The 17,943-nt window shown below is 74.0% G+C and carries 12 protein-coding genes and 3 pseudogenes; 3 read left to right on the top strand and 12 right to left on the bottom strand.

Features of this window, described 5'->3' with window-relative positions; all coding sequences use genetic code 11:
- Positions 1–65 precede the first annotated feature (65 nt).
- Together ABWK59_RS06155 and ABWK59_RS06150 are read right to left on the bottom strand one after the other, a co-directional pair.
- A pseudogene (locus tag ABWK59_RS06155) lies at positions 66–791 on the bottom strand (AfsR/SARP family transcriptional regulator); the annotation flags it as partial.
- Between the two features lie 182 nt (positions 792–973).
- Positions 974–2,581, bottom strand: a complete 1,608-nt coding sequence (locus ABWK59_RS06150; RefSeq protein WP_354638502.1) for a ricin-type beta-trefoil lectin domain protein — start codon at positions 2,579–2,581, stop codon at positions 974–976.
- A 326-nt stretch (positions 2,582–2,907) separates the two neighbouring features.
- On the opposite strand from ABWK59_RS06150, the gene ABWK59_RS06145 reads away from it, so the two are divergent.
- The 3 genes and pseudogenes from ABWK59_RS06145 to ABWK59_RS06135 form a co-directional block, all read left to right on the top strand.
- Positions 2,908–5,115: a SpoIIE family protein phosphatase gene (locus ABWK59_RS06145; protein WP_354638501.1), complete on the top strand. Its 2,208-nt coding sequence runs from the start codon at positions 2,908–2,910 to the stop codon at positions 5,113–5,115.
- 24 nt (positions 5,116–5,139) lie between these two features.
- Positions 5,140–5,643, top strand: a pseudogene (locus tag ABWK59_RS06140) (ATP-binding cassette domain-containing protein); the annotation flags it as partial.
- 213 nt (positions 5,644–5,856) lie between these two features.
- Positions 5,857–6,963 (top strand): annotated as a pseudogene (locus ABWK59_RS06135) (ATP-binding SpoIIE family protein phosphatase); the annotation flags it as partial.
- Positions 6,964–6,974: 11 nt separating this feature from the next.
- Here ABWK59_RS06135 and ABWK59_RS06130 read toward each other — a convergent pair.
- The 10 genes from ABWK59_RS06130 to ABWK59_RS06085 all read right to left on the bottom strand — a co-directional run bounded on the left by ABWK59_RS06130 (position 6,975) and on the right by ABWK59_RS06085 (position 17,865).
- Positions 6,975–7,901, bottom strand: a complete 927-nt coding sequence (locus ABWK59_RS06130; protein WP_354638499.1) for an amino acid ABC transporter permease — start codon at positions 7,899–7,901, stop codon at positions 6,975–6,977.
- Positions 7,898–8,563, bottom strand: coding sequence for an amino acid ABC transporter permease (locus ABWK59_RS06125; protein WP_354638497.1), 666 nt, complete (start codon positions 8,561–8,563; stop codon positions 7,898–7,900). The genes ABWK59_RS06130 and ABWK59_RS06125 overlap by 4 nt, the downstream gene beginning before the upstream one ends.
- A 77-nt stretch (positions 8,564–8,640) precedes the next feature.
- Entirely contained in the window at positions 8,641–9,495 is an 855-nt protein-coding gene (locus ABWK59_RS06120; RefSeq protein WP_354638496.1) for a glutamate ABC transporter substrate-binding protein, read from the bottom strand.
- A gap of 29 nt (positions 9,496–9,524) precedes the next feature.
- Entirely contained in the window at positions 9,525–10,289 is a 765-nt protein-coding gene (locus tag ABWK59_RS06115; protein ID WP_420492735.1) for an amino acid ABC transporter ATP-binding protein, read from the bottom strand.
- 208 nt (positions 10,290–10,497) lie between these two features.
- A complete protein-coding gene (locus tag ABWK59_RS06110; protein WP_354638493.1) occupies positions 10,498–11,442 on the bottom strand; it encodes an NAD-dependent epimerase/dehydratase family protein in 945 nt (314 codons plus the stop codon).
- Between the two features lie 95 nt (positions 11,443–11,537).
- The gene (locus ABWK59_RS06105; RefSeq protein WP_354638491.1) at positions 11,538–12,932 is read right to left on the bottom strand and encodes an NAD(P)/FAD-dependent oxidoreductase; all 1,395 of its coding nucleotides are present in this window, start codon (positions 12,930–12,932) and stop codon (positions 11,538–11,540) included.
- A gap of 50 nt (positions 12,933–12,982) precedes the next feature.
- Positions 12,983–13,336, bottom strand: a complete 354-nt coding sequence (locus ABWK59_RS06100) for a cupin domain-containing protein (protein WP_354638490.1) — start codon at positions 13,334–13,336, stop codon at positions 12,983–12,985.
- Positions 13,333–14,820 (bottom strand): APC family permease, encoded by a 1,488-nt coding sequence (locus ABWK59_RS06095; protein ID WP_354638488.1) that lies wholly within the window; start codon positions 14,818–14,820, stop codon positions 13,333–13,335. Before ABWK59_RS06095 ends, ABWK59_RS06100 begins: the two co-directional genes overlap by 4 nt.
- Positions 14,821–15,006: 186 nt before the next feature.
- Positions 15,007–16,851 (bottom strand): hypothetical protein, encoded by a 1,845-nt coding sequence (locus tag ABWK59_RS06090; RefSeq protein WP_354638486.1) that lies wholly within the window; start codon positions 16,849–16,851, stop codon positions 15,007–15,009.
- A 282-nt stretch (positions 16,852–17,133) separates the two neighbouring features.
- Positions 17,134–17,865 carry an alpha/beta hydrolase gene (locus ABWK59_RS06085; protein ID WP_354638484.1) on the bottom strand — a complete coding sequence of 244 codons (732 nt, stop codon included), beginning with the start codon at positions 17,863–17,865 and terminating at the stop codon, positions 17,134–17,136.
- Positions 17,866–17,943: the final 78 nt, after the last annotated feature.

Raw genomic sequence — 17,943 nt, 5'->3', positions numbered from 1 at the left:
GCCGCCGGATCGGCCGCGCGTACGGGACCGAGGGTGAGCGCCGGGTCGGCCGTCAGGATGCGCTGGTGGAGCCGGCCGAGGCCGGGCCCGGGATCGATCCCGAGCTCCTCGGCGAGCAGCTCCCGGGCCGTGGTGTACGCGGCCAGCGCCTCGCTCTGCCGCCCGCAGCGGTACAGCGCCAGCATCTGCAGCTCGCGCAGGCTCTCGCGGAGCGGGTGCGCGCCCGCCAGCGCGGCGAGTTCGGCGACCACGGCGGTGTGGCGGCCGAGCCGGAGCTCCAGCTCCAGCCGCGCCTCCAGCAGGGCCAGCCGGAGGTCCGCGAGACGGTCCCGGTGCCGCTGCGCCCCCTCACCGGGGACGCCGGTCAGCGGCGTCCCCTCCCAGAGGCCGACCGCCTCCACCAGCAGCCGGACCGCCGACACCAGGTCGCCACGGCCCGTGGCCGCCGCCGCCTCGGCCTGCAGCCGCTCCGCCTCGGCCAGGTCCAGGGCGCCGTCCGCCAGGTCCAGCGCGTAGCCGCCGGCCCGCGAGATCAGCACCCGTGGCGCGGACGGCTCCGTCTCCAGGGCGGCGCGCAGCTGCGACACGTGGTTGCGCAGGGCCGCCTGCGCGCTGGCCGGCGGCTCCGCTCCCCAGACGTCCCTGGCCAGGGCGTCGGCGGGCGCGACCCGGCCGGACCGCAGTGCCAGGGCGGCCAGCACGGCACGCCGCTGCGCCGGCCCGGTGTCCAGCTCCTGCCCGCCGCGCCACGCGCGGACCGGCCCGAGTACCGCGATGCGCAGTCCGCCCATGTCCTTCCGTCCCACCGTTGTGATCCGCTGCGGGCCTGGGCGCCGCGGCGACGGTCATTCTCGCTTGTGGGAGGGGGTGCGGGCGAACTGCGGTTCCCGGTATCCGGACGGCCCCGGCGGGGTTGCCCGGTTGCGCGGTGCCCGGTTGCCCGATCGGTCAGCCGGGTGCGCCGCCGTACGGGTCAGGCGGCCGAGTACCAGGTCTGGGCGGCGGTGCCGTTGCAGGTCCACAGGTGGAGCTGGACGCCCGGGACAGGGGTGGACTTCGGGTCGTCCAGGCACCTGCCGGAGGCGGGGTTCAGCAGGTAGCCGGTCGGGGAGAGCAGCCACTGCTGGCCCGTCGAGCCGGAGCACGGGGCGAGCAGCACCGGGCTGCCCGCGGTGCCGGCGGTGCCGGCGTCCAGGCAGGCGCCGGTGGACAGCCGGAGGGTGCCGTCGTTGACCAGCTGCCAGTTCTGCGGCGGGGTGGGGGTGGAGTTGCAGCCGTGCAGGCTGACCGAGGTGGGGGTCTCGACGCCGCCGCTCAGGCAGGTGTTGGTCGCCTTGTTGGTGAAGGCGGTCCAGATCGGCTGCCCGCCGTACGGGAGGCGCCAGTCCTGGCCGGTGGCGCCGCAGGTCCACAGGATCAGCCGGGTGCCGTTGGCGGTGGAGGCGGCCGGGTCGGCCAGGCAGAGGCCGGACTGCGGGTTGAGCAGGCCCTTGCCGTTCGGGGTCCACACCTGGGCGCCGGTGCCGTTGCAGGGGTACAGCCGGACGGGGGTGCCGTTGTCGCGGCCGCCGCCGACCACGTCCAGGCACCTGCCGAGGGCCTTGAGGGTGCCGTCGTTGCCGGCCGTCCAGGTCTGGCCCGGGGTCGCGGCGCAGTCCCAGATGTCCGCGGGCAGGCTGGCGTCGCCGGGGTCGGCCGCGTTGTTCCCGGCGTCCAGGCACTTGCCGGGCAGGCCGGAGGTCAGGTTCCCGGACGGCAGGCCGGTCGAGGGCAGGTACGCGAAGGAGGTGGTGGCCAGCCCGGTGCCGCCGTTCCAGATCTCGAAGCCGGCCTGCACCGAGCAGAGCACGCCGCCGGCGGGGACGAAGCCGCGGACCACGGCGTCGGCGGTGACGGTGCGCAGGTTGAGGTCGTAGACGGAGGTGGTCGGGTTGGTCATCAGGTAGCTGATGACCTGCTTGCCGCTGGTGGCGTCCTGGTGCTGGTAGACCTGGTACGCCCGGCCGCCGAGGGTGACCTGCTGGGTGGCGGTGCCCAGCGGCACCGGCCCGCCCTGCCGGTTGAGCCAGATCATCAGCTCGTGCGAGGTGGTCGGACCGCATCCGGCGGCGGTGTCGGCGTACCAGAGGTCGTAGGCGGTGTTGTACTGCCCGGCGACGCCGGTGGTGGTCCGCCAGCTGGTCAGCGTGTCACCCAGGGTGGCCACCGGCGTGGGCAGCTCGCTGGGCCGCGGCACGTACTCGATTCGGGTGTACGCGCCGGGCGCGCCGGGCCGGGTGTTGGTGGCGTTGGTGAGGGCGCTGCCGGTCACGGTGAAGTTCGGGCCGCCGTCGCTGCGCATGCACAGCTCGGCCGAGGAGTTCCACTCGTCCGGCATGATCCGGTACCGGCCGCCGCCGACCACCGCCGAGCCGTACGGCCCGTTGACGGAGGTGCAGAGGGTGACCGCCGGGTCCGCCGACGCCGCCCCCGCCAGTCCGCCCTGCAGCCCGCCGACCAGGGCGAGCGCCAGGACCACGGACCGGGCGCGCCGACGCAGTGAGCGTCCGGCCGGCCGGTCGCGGTGATGATGGAGTGTCATGTTCGTTTCCCCCGTGTGAGTCGGGTGATCGTCCCGACACGACGGAACTGTAGTGCGGGCGGTCCGGCGCGGTCCGGACGGGCTCCGTCGCCGAGCGGGAGGGAGCGGCCACGGCGCGCACCGGGTGGTCCCCGCCCGGCCGCCCCGGGCCTCCGCCGCCCCTCCGGTGTCCCCGCCGACCGCCGCCGCCGGACACCGGGACCACACCCCCGCGGCAGCCCCCGTGGAGCACGTCCGCAGCGGGCGGCGGGGCGGACGGTCGCGGGCCGGGCCAGTATGGGAGGGAGGCCGCGGGTCCCACTCGTCGGCTCGAATGGGGTTCTCGTATGGGCAAGTCATGGCCTGCGTCGCCGCCGCCCGGACCCGAGGCCGCCGAGGAGGCCGCCGAGGGGACGGTCGGGCGCGGCCTGGAGGCGCTGGCGCGGATCCTGCGGTCGGCGCCGGACCGGCTCGACGCGCACCTCGGCGGCCTCTACCTGCTCTCGGAGGACCGGCAGCTGCTCGAACTCGCCATGACCCTCGGGGCCGCCCGCCAGTTCACCCGGCCGTGGCGGCACGTCGGCATGACCACCCCGATCCCGGTGGTGGAGGCGGTCCGCACCGGGCGGATCGTCTGGGTCGGCGGCGCGGAGGAGATGGCCCGCCGCTACCCGCGGGTAGCGGTCGCCATGCCGTACAGCTTCTGCCTCGGCGCCGCCCCGCTGGAGGCCGGCGGGACCACCTACGGCTCGGTCTTCCTGATCTGGCCCGCCGCCCACCCGCCCGAGCTGTCCGGCCGGGAACGCGCCGAGCTCGACGCCCTCGCCGCCCACCTGGCCGGCCGGCTGGCCTCGCTCGCCGCCGCCGGCCACCGGATCCGGCCCGGCCCGCGCCCCGTCCCGGCCGAGCACCACCTGCCGGACCGCCGGCCCACCGCGATGGCCGCCCGGCTGCCCGAGGGCGTCTGCGACATCAACCTGGACGGCCGCCTCGCCGCCGTCACCCCCGCCGCCGCCCACCTGCTCGGCGAACCGGTGGAGCGGCTGCTCGGCGCCCGGCCCTGGGCGGCCCTGTCCTGGCTGCGCGACCCGGTGTACGAGTACCACTACCGGGCGGCGGTGATCAGCGGCCAGGCCACCTCCTTCATCGCCCTGCGCCCGCCCGACCGCTGGCTGCAGTTCCAGCTCTTCCCCGACGGCTCAGGACTCACCGTCCGGGTGGTCGCCGCCGACGCCGCCAGCCGCGACCTGCACACCGGCACCCCGGCCGCCCCCGGCACCCCGGGCGGCGGCGACCCGCCGGCGGCCCCCGAACCCTCCGCCGGCCACCGGGCCGTGCACACCCGGCCCGGCGCGCTCTACCACCTGCTCCACCTCGCCAGCGCCCTCACCGAGGCGATCAGCGTCCAGGACGTGGTCAGCATGGTCTCCGAGCAGATCGTGCCCGCCTTCGGCGGCCAGGCCGTCGCCGTGCTGATGGCCGAGGGCGGCCGGCTGCGCATCGTCGGCCACCGCGGCTACCCGCCCGGCCTGGTCGACCGCTTCGACGGCACCCCGCTGACCGCGTCCACCCCCGGCGTCCAGGCCTCCACCAACCCGGTGCCCGGCTTCTTCGAGACCCGCGCCGAACTGGAACGGCTCTACCCCGACCGCCACGAGACCCAGGACGGCATGGCGGCCTGGGCCTACCTGCCGCTGGTCACCTCCGGCCGGCTGATCGGCACCTGCGTGCTCGCCTTCGCCCACCCGCACCGCTTCGACGTGGAGGAACGCGCCGTCCTCACCTCCCTCGGCGGCCTGATCGCCCAGGCCCTGGACCGCGCTCGCCTGTACGACACCAAGCTCGGCCTCGCCCAGGGCCTCCAGGCCAGCCTGCTGCCCCACGTCCTGCCCGACGTCCCCGGGCTGGAGGTCACCGCCCGCTACCTGCCCTGCACCGAGGGCATGGACGTCGGCGGCGACTTCTACGACCTGATCCGGGTCGGCCCCGACACCGTCGCCGTGGTCATCGGCGACGTCCAGGGCCACAACGTCAACGCCGCCGCCCTGATGGGCCAGATCCGCACCGCCGTCCGCGCCTTCGCCACCGCCGACGCCGACCCCAGCACCGTCCTCGCCCGCACCAACCGCCTGCTGGCCGACCTGGACACCTCCCTGCTGGCCAGCTGCGCCTACCTCCGGGTCGACCCCGCCCGTCGCGAGGCCCGGCTGGCCAACGCCGGCCACCCCGTCCCCCTGCTGTACGGCCCCGACGGCCGCGCCGCGCCCCTCGAACCGCTCACCGGCATGGTCTTCAACGTCGACCCCGCCGCCGACTACCCGCAGATCCGCCTCGGCCTGCCGATCGGCACCACCCTGCTGCTGTACACCGACGGCCTGGTCGACACCCCCGGCGCCGACCTCGACCGGGCGCTGGACGACCTCACCGCCACGCTCTCCCGCCACGGCGGCGAGCCCCTCGACCGACTCGCCGACCTGCTCATCGGCCGGGCCGGACAAGCCGAGCACCGCACCGACGACATCGCGCTGCTCCTCGTCCGGTCCGTCCCCGGCTGACCGCGACGGGAAGGAGACCTGTCCGTGGCACGCACCCCCCTGCTGACCGTCCGCGGGATCTGCAAACGGTTCGGCGCCGTCCAGGCGCTGAGCGACGTCGACCTCGACATCGACGAGGGCGAGGTCGTCGCCCTGGTCGGGGACAACGGCGCCGGCAAGTCCACCCTGGTCAAGGTGGTCTCCGGGGTGACCCCGCCGGACAGCGGCGCGATCGCCTGGGAGGGCCGCCCGGTCGACCTGCGGCAGCCCCACGACGCCCAGGACCTCGGCATCGCCACCGTCCACCAGGACCTCTCGCTCTGCGACAACCTCGACACCGTCGCCAACCTCTACCTCGGCCGCGAACTGCGCCGCTTCGGCATCCTCAAGGAGGTCGAGATGGAACGCCGCTGCCGCGACCTGCTGACCGCCCTGTCCATCCGGATCCCCAGCCTGCGGGTCCCGGTCGGCGCCCTCTCCGGCGGCCAGCGGCAGACCGTCGCCATCGCCCGCGCGATGATCGGCCACCCCCGCATCGTCCTCCTGGACGAGCCCACCGCCGCCCTCGGCGTCGGCCAGACCGCCCTGGTCCTGGAACTCATCGAACGGCTGCGCAGCCGCCGCCTCGGGGTCCTGATGATCAGCCACGACCTGGACAACGTCCGCGCCGTCGCGGACCGGGTGGTGGTGCTGCGCCTCGGCCGCAACGGCGGCTCCTTCGACACCCGGTACGCCACACAGGAGCAGATCGTCTCCGCCGTCACCGGCGACCACAGCACCGCCGTCACCCTCCAGCAGAGCCTGCTGCCGCACGGCCTGCCCGAGCAGGACGCCCTGGAGGTCGCCTACCGCTACCTGCCCGCCCGCACCGGCGTCGGCGGGGACTGGTTCGACGTGATCCCGCTGTCCGGCACCCGGGTCGCCCTGGTGGTCGGCGACATCGTCGGCCACGGCGTGCACGCCGCCGCCACCATGGGCCGCCTGCGCACCGCCGTCCACAACTTCTCCATGCTGGACCTGCCCCCCGACGACCTCCTCGCGCACCTCGACGACCTGGTCCACCGGATCGACCGGGACGAGGCCGCCGGCCGCGGCGACCCCGGCATCACCGGCGCCACCTGCCTGTACGCCGTCTACGACCCGGTGTCCCGGTCCTGCGAGCTGGCCCGGGCCGGCCACCTGCCGCCCGCCCTGGTCGCCCCCGACGGCAGCGTGGAGTACCTCGACCTCCCGGCCGGACCACCGCTCGGCGTGGGCGGCCTGCCCTTCGAGACCCTGCACACCGAGCTGCCCGAGGGCGGCCGGCTGGTCCTGTACACCAACGGCCTGGTCGCCGACCGCCGCCGGGACATCGACCACGGCCTCGACCTGCTGCGCGGCGCGCTGGAGGCCGCCGAGCGGACGCCCCAGGAGACCTGCGACGCCGTGCTGAAGACCATGCTGTCGACCGACTCCCCGGACGACGTGGTCCTCCTGGTCGCCCGCACCCGGGCCCTGCCGGCCGACCGGGTCGCCCAGTGGGACGTCCCCCGGGACCCGGCCGCCGTGGCCGGGATCCGCGCGGCGGCCGGCCGGCAGCTGGAGGACTGGGGGCTGGAGGAGATCGCGTTCACCACCGAGCTGATCCTCAGCGAGCTGATCACCAACGCCATCCGCCACGGCAGCGGGCCGATCGGGGTGCGCCTGCTCCGCGACCGCACCCTGATCTGCGAGGTCTCGGACGGCAGCAGCACCTCGCCGCACCTGCGCTACGCCGCCGACATGGACGAGGGCGGCCGCGGCCTCTTCCTGGTCGCCCAGTTCGCGGACCGCTGGGGCACCCGCTACACCCCCGCCTTCAAGATCATCTGGACCGAGCAGTCCTACTAGACCAGGGCGCTTCAGCGCCCCCGGGGGCCCTCCGGCCCGCCGAGGTCCTCGGGCCCCACGTGCTCGCCCGGCCGCGCCAGCTCCTCCACCGCCTCCGGCCGCACCACCGCGCCGGAGAACCGCTTGGCCCGCCGCAGCCGGGCCTCCAGCCAGCCGGCGAACGAGGTCAGCGTCAGGTTCAGCAGGATGAACAGCACCGCCACCACGGTGAAGCTCGCAATGGTGTTCGCCCCGTAGTTCGCGCTCATCGGACGCACCGACGCCAGCAGCTCCGAGAACCCCAGCAGCGCGCCGCCCAGCGCGGTGTCCTTGACGATCACCACCAGCTGGCTGACGATCGCCGGCATCATCGCCGTCACCGACTGCGGCAGCAGCACGTACCGCATCACCTGGTTCTTGCGCATCCCGATCGCCAGCGCCGCGTCCCCCTGCCCCCGGGGGAGCGCCAGGATCCCGGCCCGGACGATCTCCGCCAGCACCGAGCCGTTGTACAGGACCAGGCCGGTGACCACCGCGTACAGCGGCCGGACGTCCGTGCTGATGTCGGTGAACTCGGCGTACGCCGCGTTCGCGAACAGCATCAGGATCAGCACCGGGATCGCCCGGAAGAACTCCACCACCGTCCCCGCCGCCCCCCGCACCCACCGGTGGTCGGACAGCCGGGCGATGCCGAACAGCGCCCCCAGCGGCAGCGCGATCACCATGGCCAGCGCGGCGGCCAGCAGCGTGTTCCGCAGACCCGGCAGCAGGTACGTCGTCCACACCCGCGGGTCCGTGAAGAACGGCCGCCACTTGGCCCACTCCAGCTGGTTCTTGTCCGACAGGCTCGCCACCACCCACCAGACCAGCACCGCGAGCGCCACCACGAACAGCACCGACCACAGCAGGTTATGCCGCCGGGCCCGCGGCCCGGGGGCGTCGTACAGGGACGGCTTCACCGCTTCACCGACACCTTCCGGCTCACCCAGCCCAGGAACAGCCCCGCCGGCAGGGTGAGGCAGACGAACCCGAAGGCGAAGACCGCCGAGATCAGGATGAGCTGCGCCTCGTTCTCGATCATCTCCCGCATCAGCAGCGCGGCCTCGGCCACGCCGATCGCGGCCGCCACCGTGGTGTTCTTGGTGAGCGCGATCAGCACGTTCGCCAGCGGCCCCACCACCGAGCGGAACGCCTGCGGGAGCACGATCAGCCGCAGCACCTGGGAGAACCGCAGGCCGATGGCGCGCGCCGCCTCCACCTGGCCCACCGGCACCGTGTTGATGCCGGAGCGCAGCGCCTCGCAGACGAAGGCCGCGTGGTAGACGATCAGGCCGAGCACCGCCAGCCGGAAGTTGATCGACGTGAACTGGTCGGCGCCGAGGGTGACGCCCAGCGTCTGGAACAGGCCCAGCGAGGTGAACACGATGATGACGGTCAGCGGGATGTTCCGGAACACGTTCACGTAGCAGGTGCCGAAGCCGCGCATCAGCGGCACCGGGCTGACCCGCATCGCGGCCAGCGCGGTGCCCCAGACCAGCGACCCGATCGCCGAGTAGACGGTGAGCTGCACCGTCACCCAGAAGGCACCCAGCAGGTCGTAGCCCTCCAGGAAGTCGAACACGGGATCTCACCCGGCCTTCCGCGTGCGGGAGAGGACGGGGCGCACCGCCGCGGGGGCGGTGCGCCGGGGGACGGCCGTCAGCTGACGACCACGCCGATCTTCGGAGCGGGCTCGTTCTGGTAGCCCGCCGGGCCGAGGTTCTTCTTCACGGCCGCCTCCCAGGACCCGTCGGCGACCATCTTCTCCAGGGCGGTGTTGATCTGGGCCTTCAGTTCACTGCCCTTCTGCACCCCGATGCCGTAGTTCTCGTTGCTCATCTTGAACCCGCCGAGCTTGAACTTGCCCTGGAAGGCGGGCTGCGCGGCGTAGCCGGCGAGGATCGAGTCATCGGTGGTCAGCGCGTCCACCACCTTGTTCTCCAGGCCGGTCAGGCACTCCGAGTAGCCGCCGTACTCCTGGAGCTGCGCGTTCGGCGCGATCTTCGTCTTGACGTTCTGCGCCGAGGTGGAGCCGGTGACCGAGCAGAGCTTCTTGGTGTTCAGGTCCGCCGGGGTCTTGATGGAGTCGTCGTCCGCCCGGATCAGCACGTCCTGGTGCGCCAGCAGGTACGGGCCGGCGAAGTCCACCTTCTCCGAGCGGGTCGGGGTGATCGAGTACGAGGCGGCGATGAAGTCCACGTCGCCGCGCTGGAGCATGGTCTCCCGGTCGGCGCTCTTGGCCTCCTTGAACTCGATGTTCTGCGGGGAGTAGCCGAGCTGCTTGGCCACGTAGGTGGCCACGTCCACGTCCAGGCCGGTGTACGTGCCGTCCGGCGTCTTCAGGCCGATGCCCGGCTGGTCGAACTTGATGCCGACGGTGATCTTCCCGCCGGTGCCGGACGCACCGGCGGTGCCGCCGCCGCTGCTCGATCCGCCGTCGGAGCCGCAGCCGGCGGCGGTCACGGAGAGCACGAGCGCGGCGGCGGCCGCGACAGTCGCCTTGCGAAGGTTCATGGTGATCATCCCTTGTGGGCGGGCCCCCGTCAGTGGTGCAGGATCTTCGCCAGGAAGTCCTTGGCCCGGTCGCTGCTCGGATTGCTGAAGAAGCGGTCCGGCGTGGTTTCCTCCACGATCCGGCCATCCGCCATGAACACCACGCGGTTGGCGGCCGAACGGGCGAAGCCCATCTCGTGGGTGACGACGACCATGGTCATGCCGTCGCGGGCGAGCTGCCGCATCACCTCCAGCACCTCGTTGATCATCTCCGGGTCGAGAGCCGAGGTCGGCTCGTCGAAGAGCATGACCTTCGGATCCATCGCCAGGGCCCGGGCGATCGCGACGCGCTGCTGCTGGCCGCCGGAGAGCTGCGCCGGGTACTTGTCCACCTGCGAGGCCACCCCCACCCGCTCCAGCAGCTCCCGGGCCCGCTCCTCGGCGAGGCGCCGGTCCTTGCGGCGGACCTTGATCTGGCCGAGCGTGACGTTCTGCAGCACCGTCCGGTGCGCGAAGAGGTTGAAGGACTGGAAGACCATGCCGACGTCGGCCCGGAGCGCGGCCAGCTCCCTGCCCTCCGCGGGCATCGGCCTGCCGTCGATCACGATCTCCCCGGAGTCGACGGTCTCCAGGCGGTTGATCGCCCGGCACAGGGTGGACTTGCCGCCGCCGGAGGGCCCGACGACCACCACGACCTCGCCCCGGCCGACGGTCAGGTCGATGTCCCGCAGGACGTGCAGCTCGCCGAAGTGCTTGTTGACCCCGCTCAGCACCACCAGCTCGCCGGCGGCCGGGGTGGGAACCTCAGGGGTCATGGCTCCTCCGCTCATCGGCTTCATGCTCCGGTCGCCGGAGCGAAGCCGCACGCCGAGGCCGGGGGCGGAGCGACCCGGGGGCGCGCCCGCGGTGTCCCCGCGGTGCACGCCCCGGTGGTGGGACGGGCCAGGGCCCCTGCCCGGCGGTCTCGGCCTTTCCGGGGGAGCGTTTCTCCGGTTCGGCCCGGTCGAAACGGGGGCGGCGGCGTCAGCGGGCGGCGGTCGCCGACCGCTGACGCCACCACGCCACGGTGGCCGCGACCTGCTCCTCCAGCGCAGTGGCGCGCACCGCGAACGCCGCCTCGTACGCCGTCGCGTCCACCACGAACGGGCGGTCGAACTGGTAGCGGACCTCCCGCAGTTCCCGCAGCAGCGGGGAGAACAGCGCGGCCGCGCCGAGCACCGCGGGCGGCACCCGGCGGACCGCGACCGGGCCGGTGCCCGCCTCGGCGGCCAGCAGGTCGACCATCGCGCGGATCGACCGGGCCGGGACGGTCGGTACGTGCCAGGGCCGGCCCCAGGCCCGCTCCTCGCCCGCGACCTCGACCAGCGCCCGGGCCACGTCCGGGAGATGGGTCCAGCTGTGCGGGGCGTCGGGGTCGCCGAGCACCGAGACCGACCGGCCGGCCAGCACCCGCGGCACCACCCGCGCGGCCAGGTGGCCGCCGTCGGTGACGCCGGGACCGAAGAAGTCCGAGGCGCGCACCTCCACCGCCCGGATCCGGCCCGCCTCGTGCAGCGCCCGGGCCCGCTCCCAGACCTCCGCCCGGACCCGCCCCTTGGGGCCGGTGGCCGCGAGCGGCAGGTCCTCGGTGAGCGGGCCGTCCACCGGGCCGTAGCCGTAGAGGTTGCCGAGCATGACCAGCACGGCGTCGTTCGCCTCGGCCGCCGCGCACAGCGAGGAGGCCAGCGCCGGCCAGTCGGCCGCCCAGCGGTGCAGCGGCGGCGCGGCGCAGCCGTACACGGCGGCGGCGCCCCGGGTGGCCTCGGTCAGGCCCGCGGGGGAGGCCGCGTCCAGCGCCAGGTGCTCGATGCCGGGCTCGGCCGGACGGCCGCGGCGGGTGACCACCCGTACCCGGTGCCCCCGGTCGGCCAGCAGCCGCGCGGTGGCCGCACCGGCGGGCCCGTGTCCGATGACCACATGAAGACTCACCCGGCCACCCTAACCCGCCGCAGCGGCGGACGATCATGGCGGGGTGGCCCCGGTCACCGGCAACACGGGCCGGGCCGTGCGGAGCTGAGCCGGGATCAGCTGTCGAAGCCGAGCCCGCACCGGTCCAGGGTGCGCAGCCAGAGGTTGCGGCGGCCGGCGTTGCGGTCGGCCCGGTCCAGGGACCACTTGGTGATCGAGATGCCGGCCCAGCGGACCGGCTCCGGCGGGAACGGCAGCGGCTTGCGCCGCACCATCTCCAGCGCGGTCCGCTCGGTGCGTTCCCCGGCCAGCAGGTCGAGCATCACCTCGGCGCCGAACCGGGTCGCCCCCACCCCGAGCCCGGTGTAGCCGGCCGCCAGCGCCACCCTCCCGTCGTAAGCGGAGTCGAAGAACGCCGAGAAGCGGGTGCAGGTGTCGATCGCGCCGCCCCAGGCGTGGGTGAAGCGCAGGCCCTCCAGCTGCGGGAAGGTGGTGAAGAAGTGCCGGGCCAGGGTCCGGTAGGTGGCCGGGCGCTGGTCGTACTCGGCCCGCACCCGCCCCCCGTAGTGGTAGATCGCGTCGTAGCCGCCCCACAGGATCCGGTTGTCGGCGGACAGCCGGTAGTAGTGGAACTGGTTGGCGCTGTCGCCGATCCCCTGGCGGCCCTTCCAGCCGATGGCGTCCAGTTGCTCCGCGCTCAGCGGCTCGGTCATCAGCGCGTAGTCGTAGACCGGCACGGTGTACGGGCGGATCCGCTTCACCAGCGAGGGGAAGACGTTGGTGCCCAGCGCCACCTTCCGGGCGGTGACCCGTCCGTACGGGGTGCGGGCGGCCATGCCCGCGCCGGCCTCGGCGAGGGCGGTGACCGGGGTGCGCTCGAAGATCCGCACGCCCTGGTCCAGGCAGGCCCGCTTGAGTCCCCAGGCGAGCCGGGCCGGGTTGACCATGGCGACGCCGTCCTTGTCCCAGAACGCGCCCAGGTAGGTGGGGGAGTTCACCTCGGCGCGCACCCGGTCGGCGTCCAGGAACTCGCCGCCCTCGCCGAACCGGGCGGCCAGCTCGGCGAGTTCGCGCAGCTCCTCGACCTGGTGCGGTTCGGTGGCGACGTCCAGCTCGCCGGTGCGCTCCCAGTCGCAGTCGATGCCGTACTTCGCGACGGCGTCCTCGATGGCCTGGAGGTTCTGCGCACCGAGCCGCTCCAGCCGGCCCAGCTCGTCCGGCCAGCGGTCGAGGCCGTTGCCGAGGCCGTGGGTGAGGCTGGCGGCGCAGAAGCCCCCGTTGCGGCCGGAGGCCGCCCAGCCGATCTCCCGGCCCTCGACCAGGACCACGTCCAGGGCGGGGTCGCGCTCCTTGGCGATCAGGGCGGTCCACAGGCCGCTGTAGCCGCCGCCGACGACCAGCAGGTCGCAGCGGACCTCGCCGATGAGGGCCGAGTGCGCCTCCGGCCGCCCGGGGTCGTCCAGCCAGAAGGGGGTGGGCTCGACGTCCCGGAGGGCGTGCACGGGGTCCATGGTCTGGGTCCTCGATTCGCGTGGGGATGCGATGGGTCGGGAGGAGGGGTTCAGTGGTCGCCGAGGTTGATCGCGTACACCTTGCGGAGGGTCTCGTGGACCGTCCAGGTGGTGCGGTCGCCGGCACGGAGGACGGCCAGGTCGCCCGGCCCCACCCGGAGGGTGGGGCCGTTCTCGACCTCGACGGTGGCCCGGCCGCTGAGCACCACGAACAGCTCGTCGGCCTCGGTGTCGGTGACCACGCCGGGGGTGATCTGCCAGACCCCGCGCAGCTGCCGGCCGTCCTCGGACTCCCAGACCACCTTCCCGGTGACCTGCGGGTCTCCGGAGACGATCTGGGCGGGGTCCAGCGGTTCGGGTTCGAGGTCGACGTCGGCCACGTGGAGGGCGAAGCTGTGGATCATGCCTCGACGCTATCCGCCGGCACGCCCCGGGCGGACCCTGCAAGCTGTGCGCTCCGACCGGCGGCGCCTGACAGATCGTCGGCGGCCGCCTGCCGGGCGTCCTTGCGGCGGGCCAGCAGCGGGTACAGCAGCACCGAGCCGCCGACCACCACCAGGCAGTACGTCACCGCCTGGGTGCCGCTCTCCACGTACTGCTGCCAGGCCGCCCAGACGCACACGGACAGCAGGCACAGCGCGATGCCCGCCAGGCTCGCCCAGCCGCCGGGGATCCGGTACGGCCGCTCCATCCGCGGGGCCTTGATCCGCAGCGCGATCAGCGCGGCGACCTCCAGCAGGATGCCGATGTTGGTGAGGAAGACGTCGAAGATGACCAGGTTGGCGAAGCTGCTCAGGCAGAACATCGCGTAGATCACCGAGGAGCCGACGATCGAGACGATCGGCATCCGGTACCGCTTGGACTCCCTGGCCACCCACGTCGGGAAGTAGCCGTCCCGGGCCAGCGCGAACGGCAGCCGCGAGTTGGCCGCGAGCAGCGCCGAGAACATCGCCACCGCCGCGAACATGCCGCCGACGGTCACCGCGATCTGCAGCCACGGCCCGGCCAACTGCTCGGCCACGTCCGAGAAGGAGCCCGCCTCCCAGCTGCGCCAGCCGCCCTCGCCGTCCGCGCCGACCGCCAGCGAGGCGATCGAGGGCAGCAGGTAGCCGACCATGATGAGGAGCACCGAGACGGCCAGCGCCTTGGGCAGGTGCTTGCGCGGGTTCTCCATCTCCCCGGCGATGTTGGACACGCTGTCCCAGCCGCAGTAGTTCCACATCACGATGAACAGGCCGGCGCCGAAGGCGTTCCAGGTGGACTGCTCCTGAGAGGTGGTCAGCGAGTCGATCGGGTTGACGCCGTCGGAGACCAGGTGGACGAAGCCGATCACGGTGAGGACCAGCATCGGGGTCAGGCAGATCAGCGCGAACGCCACCGAGGACTCGCCGACCCAGCCGGCGCCGAAGAGGTTCAGCAGGGTGAAGACGGCGATCACGCCGACGCAGATCACCCAGTTCAGGTCGAACCGCAGGTTCCCCAGGGTGAACAGGACGTGCTCACCGGGGGCGACCGCACCCACCAGGCTCTGCAGGTAGCTGGTGAACAGCACCGGGTAGAGCGCCATGTCGACGAAGCTGCATATCCACTGCAGCAGTCCCTGCTGGAACGCCCAGAACCGTCCCAGGCCCTTCTTGACCCAGTGGTAGTAGCCGCCCTCCACCGGGATGGCGGTGCCCAGCTCGGCGCAGACCAGGGCATGCGGGACGCTGTAGATGACCGGGGTGACGATGATCAGCAGCACCGCCATCCCCGGACCGGACGTGGAGAACAACTCCTCGATGCCGTAGGCACCGCCGGAGACGCTGAAGAAGATCAGTGCGACCAGTGCCAGCAGGCGTACGCGCTTGGGCTGCGGCCAGCGGTTCTCCGGCGGGTCGAGGGGCATCGCGGACATTCTCACCTCAGGTCCGTGCTCGGGTTCGACCGGCGGTGCATGATCGCTCCGCCGGGAGCTCGAGTCTCGAGCACGGCCCTGCCCCCGACAATCATGCAGAGTGACAACCGTCGTGTTGCGTCTCTGACAGCCTGTCGCCGGGAGTCCGTCCTCGCCGGGCCCGCCGGCCCCGCCGGGTCAGCGGATGCAGCCGGTGATCCTGACCGTGGTCCGGGCCTGCGCGGTGAGGCGGCTGTCCGGATCGGTGGCGGTCAGGACCAGGGTGTAGCTGCCGTCGGCGAGGAGCGGCACGGTGAACCGGCCCGAGGCGCCGGAGCCCACGGTGACCGGGCCGTTCGGGCCGCCGGTCAGCTGCCACAGGACGTACTGCGGATCGGTGATCGGCCGGTCCCCCGGCCGGGTCCGCGCCGTCCCGGCGAACGCCTCCTCGCAGCCGCGGCGCAACGTCCCGCCCTGGCCCGGCTGTTCGATGCTCACCACCGGCGGCTGCGGCTGCGCCGGCGGGCTGCTGACCTGCCCGGGCGGGGTGGCGGCGCCACTGCCGGGCCGGGGCGAGGCACCCGCCGTCCGGGACGGGCCCACCACGGGAGAGGGCTGCGCGGACGGGCGCGCGGCGGACGCCGAGGGCGGGACGGCCGCCGACGGACTGCCGGGCGCGGGCGACGGAGCGGCGGACACCGACGGGGCCGCCGAGACCGCCGGGACCACCGGCGGCAGGTCCAGCACCGGCAGCAGATCGGCCCGCGCCACCGGGGTCACCACCGGACCCGGCTCGGTGGGCTTCGCGTCCACCGTGGCGCAGATCGCCGTGGCGGTGAGCTGCTGCCCGTCGGGGACGGTGGTGCCGCGCAGCTCCTGGTCGTCGGCGCCGCGCGGACGGGCGTCGAAGTAGCCGTTGCCGGTGAGCTCCTCGCGGCTGCTGTGCTCGATCCACACCGCGTTCCGGTACTGCACGCCCGCCGTCTGCTCGTTCCGCCCGGTCAGGTGCCACTCCCGGGCCACCCGCCCCGACGGGCCCGGCGTCGGCCCGTCCGCGGAGGCGTACAGCAGCCCGTCGCCGAGGTACGGCTGCGGGCTGCTGCCGTCCACGGCGCCCGCGGTGAAGGCGAAGCCGCCGCCGACCGCGAAGGTGTTCGCCGGACACCGCAGGGACATCTCGGCCGTACCACCGGCGGCCACCGTCGCCCGGTCGGTGAGGACGGAGACGTTCTTCAGCCGGGCGCAGATCGCCCGGACCCCCACCGCGTAGTTGGCCTGCGGCGGCTGCGGGTCCTCGATCCGGGTCCGCCGCTCCGCCAGGTAGCTGTCGTGCATCTGGTACGGCGCGGTGCTCAGCTGCGTCCCCGGGTTGACCGAGGCGATCCACTGCGCCGGGCCCGGGGCCGTGGCGCCCGCGGCGAGCGCGGTGACCCGGTCCAGCGGCAGCGGCGCCGCCGCGTGCCCGGTGACCGTCCGGGACGCCCGGAACTCCAGACCCGTCATGGTGTACCCGGGCGAGCAGACGTCCGTCCCGATCGAGTCCGTCGCCAACCCGGCCCACGGACCGTCCGTGGTCAGGTCGTGGATCATGCCGTCCCGCCCCGCCGTCACCTTGTCCACGCGGTCCCGGAAGGCCAGCGCCCGCTGCGTGTACTCGCCCCGCGGCGCCAGCTCCACCGCCGCGTTGACGCACAGCACGTACGAGGTCAGCGTGACCGCCGTGTCACCCGGGTTGTACGCGGCCGCCAGCCAGCCGCTGCCACCCACGAACTCGCTGGTCGTGGCGTACCCCACCCCGTCCACCGCGTACCCGCCGCCGAGCGCCGTCTCGTGCTTGGCACACCCCGCCACCGCCGCCTGCTGACCGCCCGGCGGCAGCACCACCTCCACATTGCGCTGCACCACCTGGAGCTTCGGCCCCTGCGTCGTCCACCAGACGCCCGCGCCCACCCCACCCGTGACCACCAGCGCGCCGCCCGCCACCAGGGCGGCCGTCCTCCCGCCGACGGCACCACCCACCCGCGCCCAGACCCCCGTACCCATCGCCGCCCCGCCCTCCCGCCCCGCCCACGGGGCGCCCCGCGCGTCACCAGAAATGGCTGGCCCACTGTAGCGGCGCACCCAGAGGCCGCCCAGACCCCGAACAGCCTTGTTTACCAAGGCTTTTCAGAGCAATCGGGAACCCATCGGGGGCGCGTGGGGGCACCTCCCAGCCGCCAAGGCTGGGGGAGAACTGCGCGAGAAAACCCCCCAACGGACCCGCACCCTGACACCCTCCGCGACCAGCCCCACGCTGTATCCGCGTAACCGGTGAGCTGCCCAGCGCTACAGCAGCGGCAGCGCCAACCCGCCCTCCTGCTGCGCCTGCAGCTCCAGCGCCGCCGCCACCTCCACCGGCAACCCCCGCAACCCGAGCAGCCCGGCCGTCAGCACCGCCGTCGTCCGGTGCCAGTCCCCGGCCCGGCGCAGCAGCGCGTGCCCGCTGCCCGCCACCCGGTACCCCGCCACCAGGGCCCCGCCGGAGCGGGCGCGCGCCGCGAACAGGTCGGTGTCCGCGGGGTCGGTCACCCGGTCACGGTCGCCGTGCAGCATCAGGACCCGCCGGCCCGCCAGGTGCTCGTACGGCTCCTCCCGAGGGCACCACGGCGCCAGCGCCACGACCCCGGTCACGCACGGGTGCCCGGCGGCCCGCAGCGCCGCCCGGCCGCCCATGGAGTGGCCCACCAGCACGGTGGGTACGGGCCCGAGCTCCTCCGCGAGGTCCGCGAGGGCGGCCAGGGTGTCCCGGGCGGCGTCGGCGCGGTCGCCGTTCCAGCCGCGGCAGCGGTACCGGACCGTGCCGATCGCGACCTCCGCCCCCGAGGTCCCGCGCTGGACGGCCCGGACGAAGCCGCGCATCCGCAGGCCGGGCAGGTTCACCGGCCCGGGCGGGCGCTCGCCGTTCTCCTGGCCGCCGTGCAGCACCAGCACCGCCGCGCTCGGCGACTCGGGTCGCGACCGCCACTCCAGGGCCCGATGCCCGCCGCCCGCGGGCGACCCCGCGGTCCGCCTGTCCATGCCGCCCTCACTCCCGTCCACCGAGGCTGACACTGTACGCGCGCGGGGTGTGCGAACGGTAAGGAGGCCGTCGACCGG

The organism is Kitasatospora sp. HUAS MG31 (assembly GCF_040571325.1).
In the GTDB taxonomy this organism is placed as follows: domain Bacteria; phylum Actinomycetota; class Actinomycetes; order Streptomycetales; family Streptomycetaceae; genus Kitasatospora; species Kitasatospora camelliae.
The sequence above is the reverse complement of the archived record's forward strand: the minus strand, read 5'-3'. Positions and strand labels throughout refer to the sequence as shown.

What these genes read in the sequence shown, in the direction of transcription:
- ABWK59_RS06120 (WP_354638496.1), bottom strand. Translation starts at nt 9,495, where the DNA reads ATGAACCTTCGCAAGGCGACTGTCGCGGCCGCCGCCGCGCTCGTGCTC.
- ABWK59_RS06100 (WP_354638490.1), bottom strand. Translation starts at nt 13,336, where the DNA reads ATGATCCACAGCTTCGCCCTCCACGTGGCCGACGTCGACCTCGAACCC.
- ABWK59_RS06145 (WP_354638501.1), top strand. Translation starts at nt 2,908, where the DNA reads ATGGGCAAGTCATGGCCTGCGTCGCCGCCGCCCGGACCCGAGGCCGCC.
- ABWK59_RS06105 (WP_354638491.1), bottom strand. Translation starts at nt 12,932, where the DNA reads ATGGACCCCGTGCACGCCCTCCGGGACGTCGAGCCCACCCCCTTCTGG.
- ABWK59_RS06090 (WP_354638486.1), bottom strand. Translation starts at nt 16,851, where the DNA reads ATGGGTACGGGGGTCTGGGCGCGGGTGGGTGGTGCCGTCGGCGGGAGG.
- ABWK59_RS06150 (WP_354638502.1), bottom strand. Translation starts at nt 2,581, where the DNA reads ATGACACTCCATCATCACCGCGACCGGCCGGCCGGACGCTCACTGCGT.
- ABWK59_RS06095 (WP_354638488.1), bottom strand. Translation starts at nt 14,820, where the DNA reads ATGCCCCTCGACCCGCCGGAGAACCGCTGGCCGCAGCCCAAGCGCGTA.
- ABWK59_RS06085 (WP_354638484.1), bottom strand. Translation starts at nt 17,865, where the DNA reads ATGGACAGGCGGACCGCGGGGTCGCCCGCGGGCGGCGGGCATCGGGCC.
- ABWK59_RS06115 (WP_420492735.1), bottom strand. Translation starts at nt 10,289, where the DNA reads ATGACCCCTGAGGTTCCCACCCCGGCCGCCGGCGAGCTGGTGGTGCTG.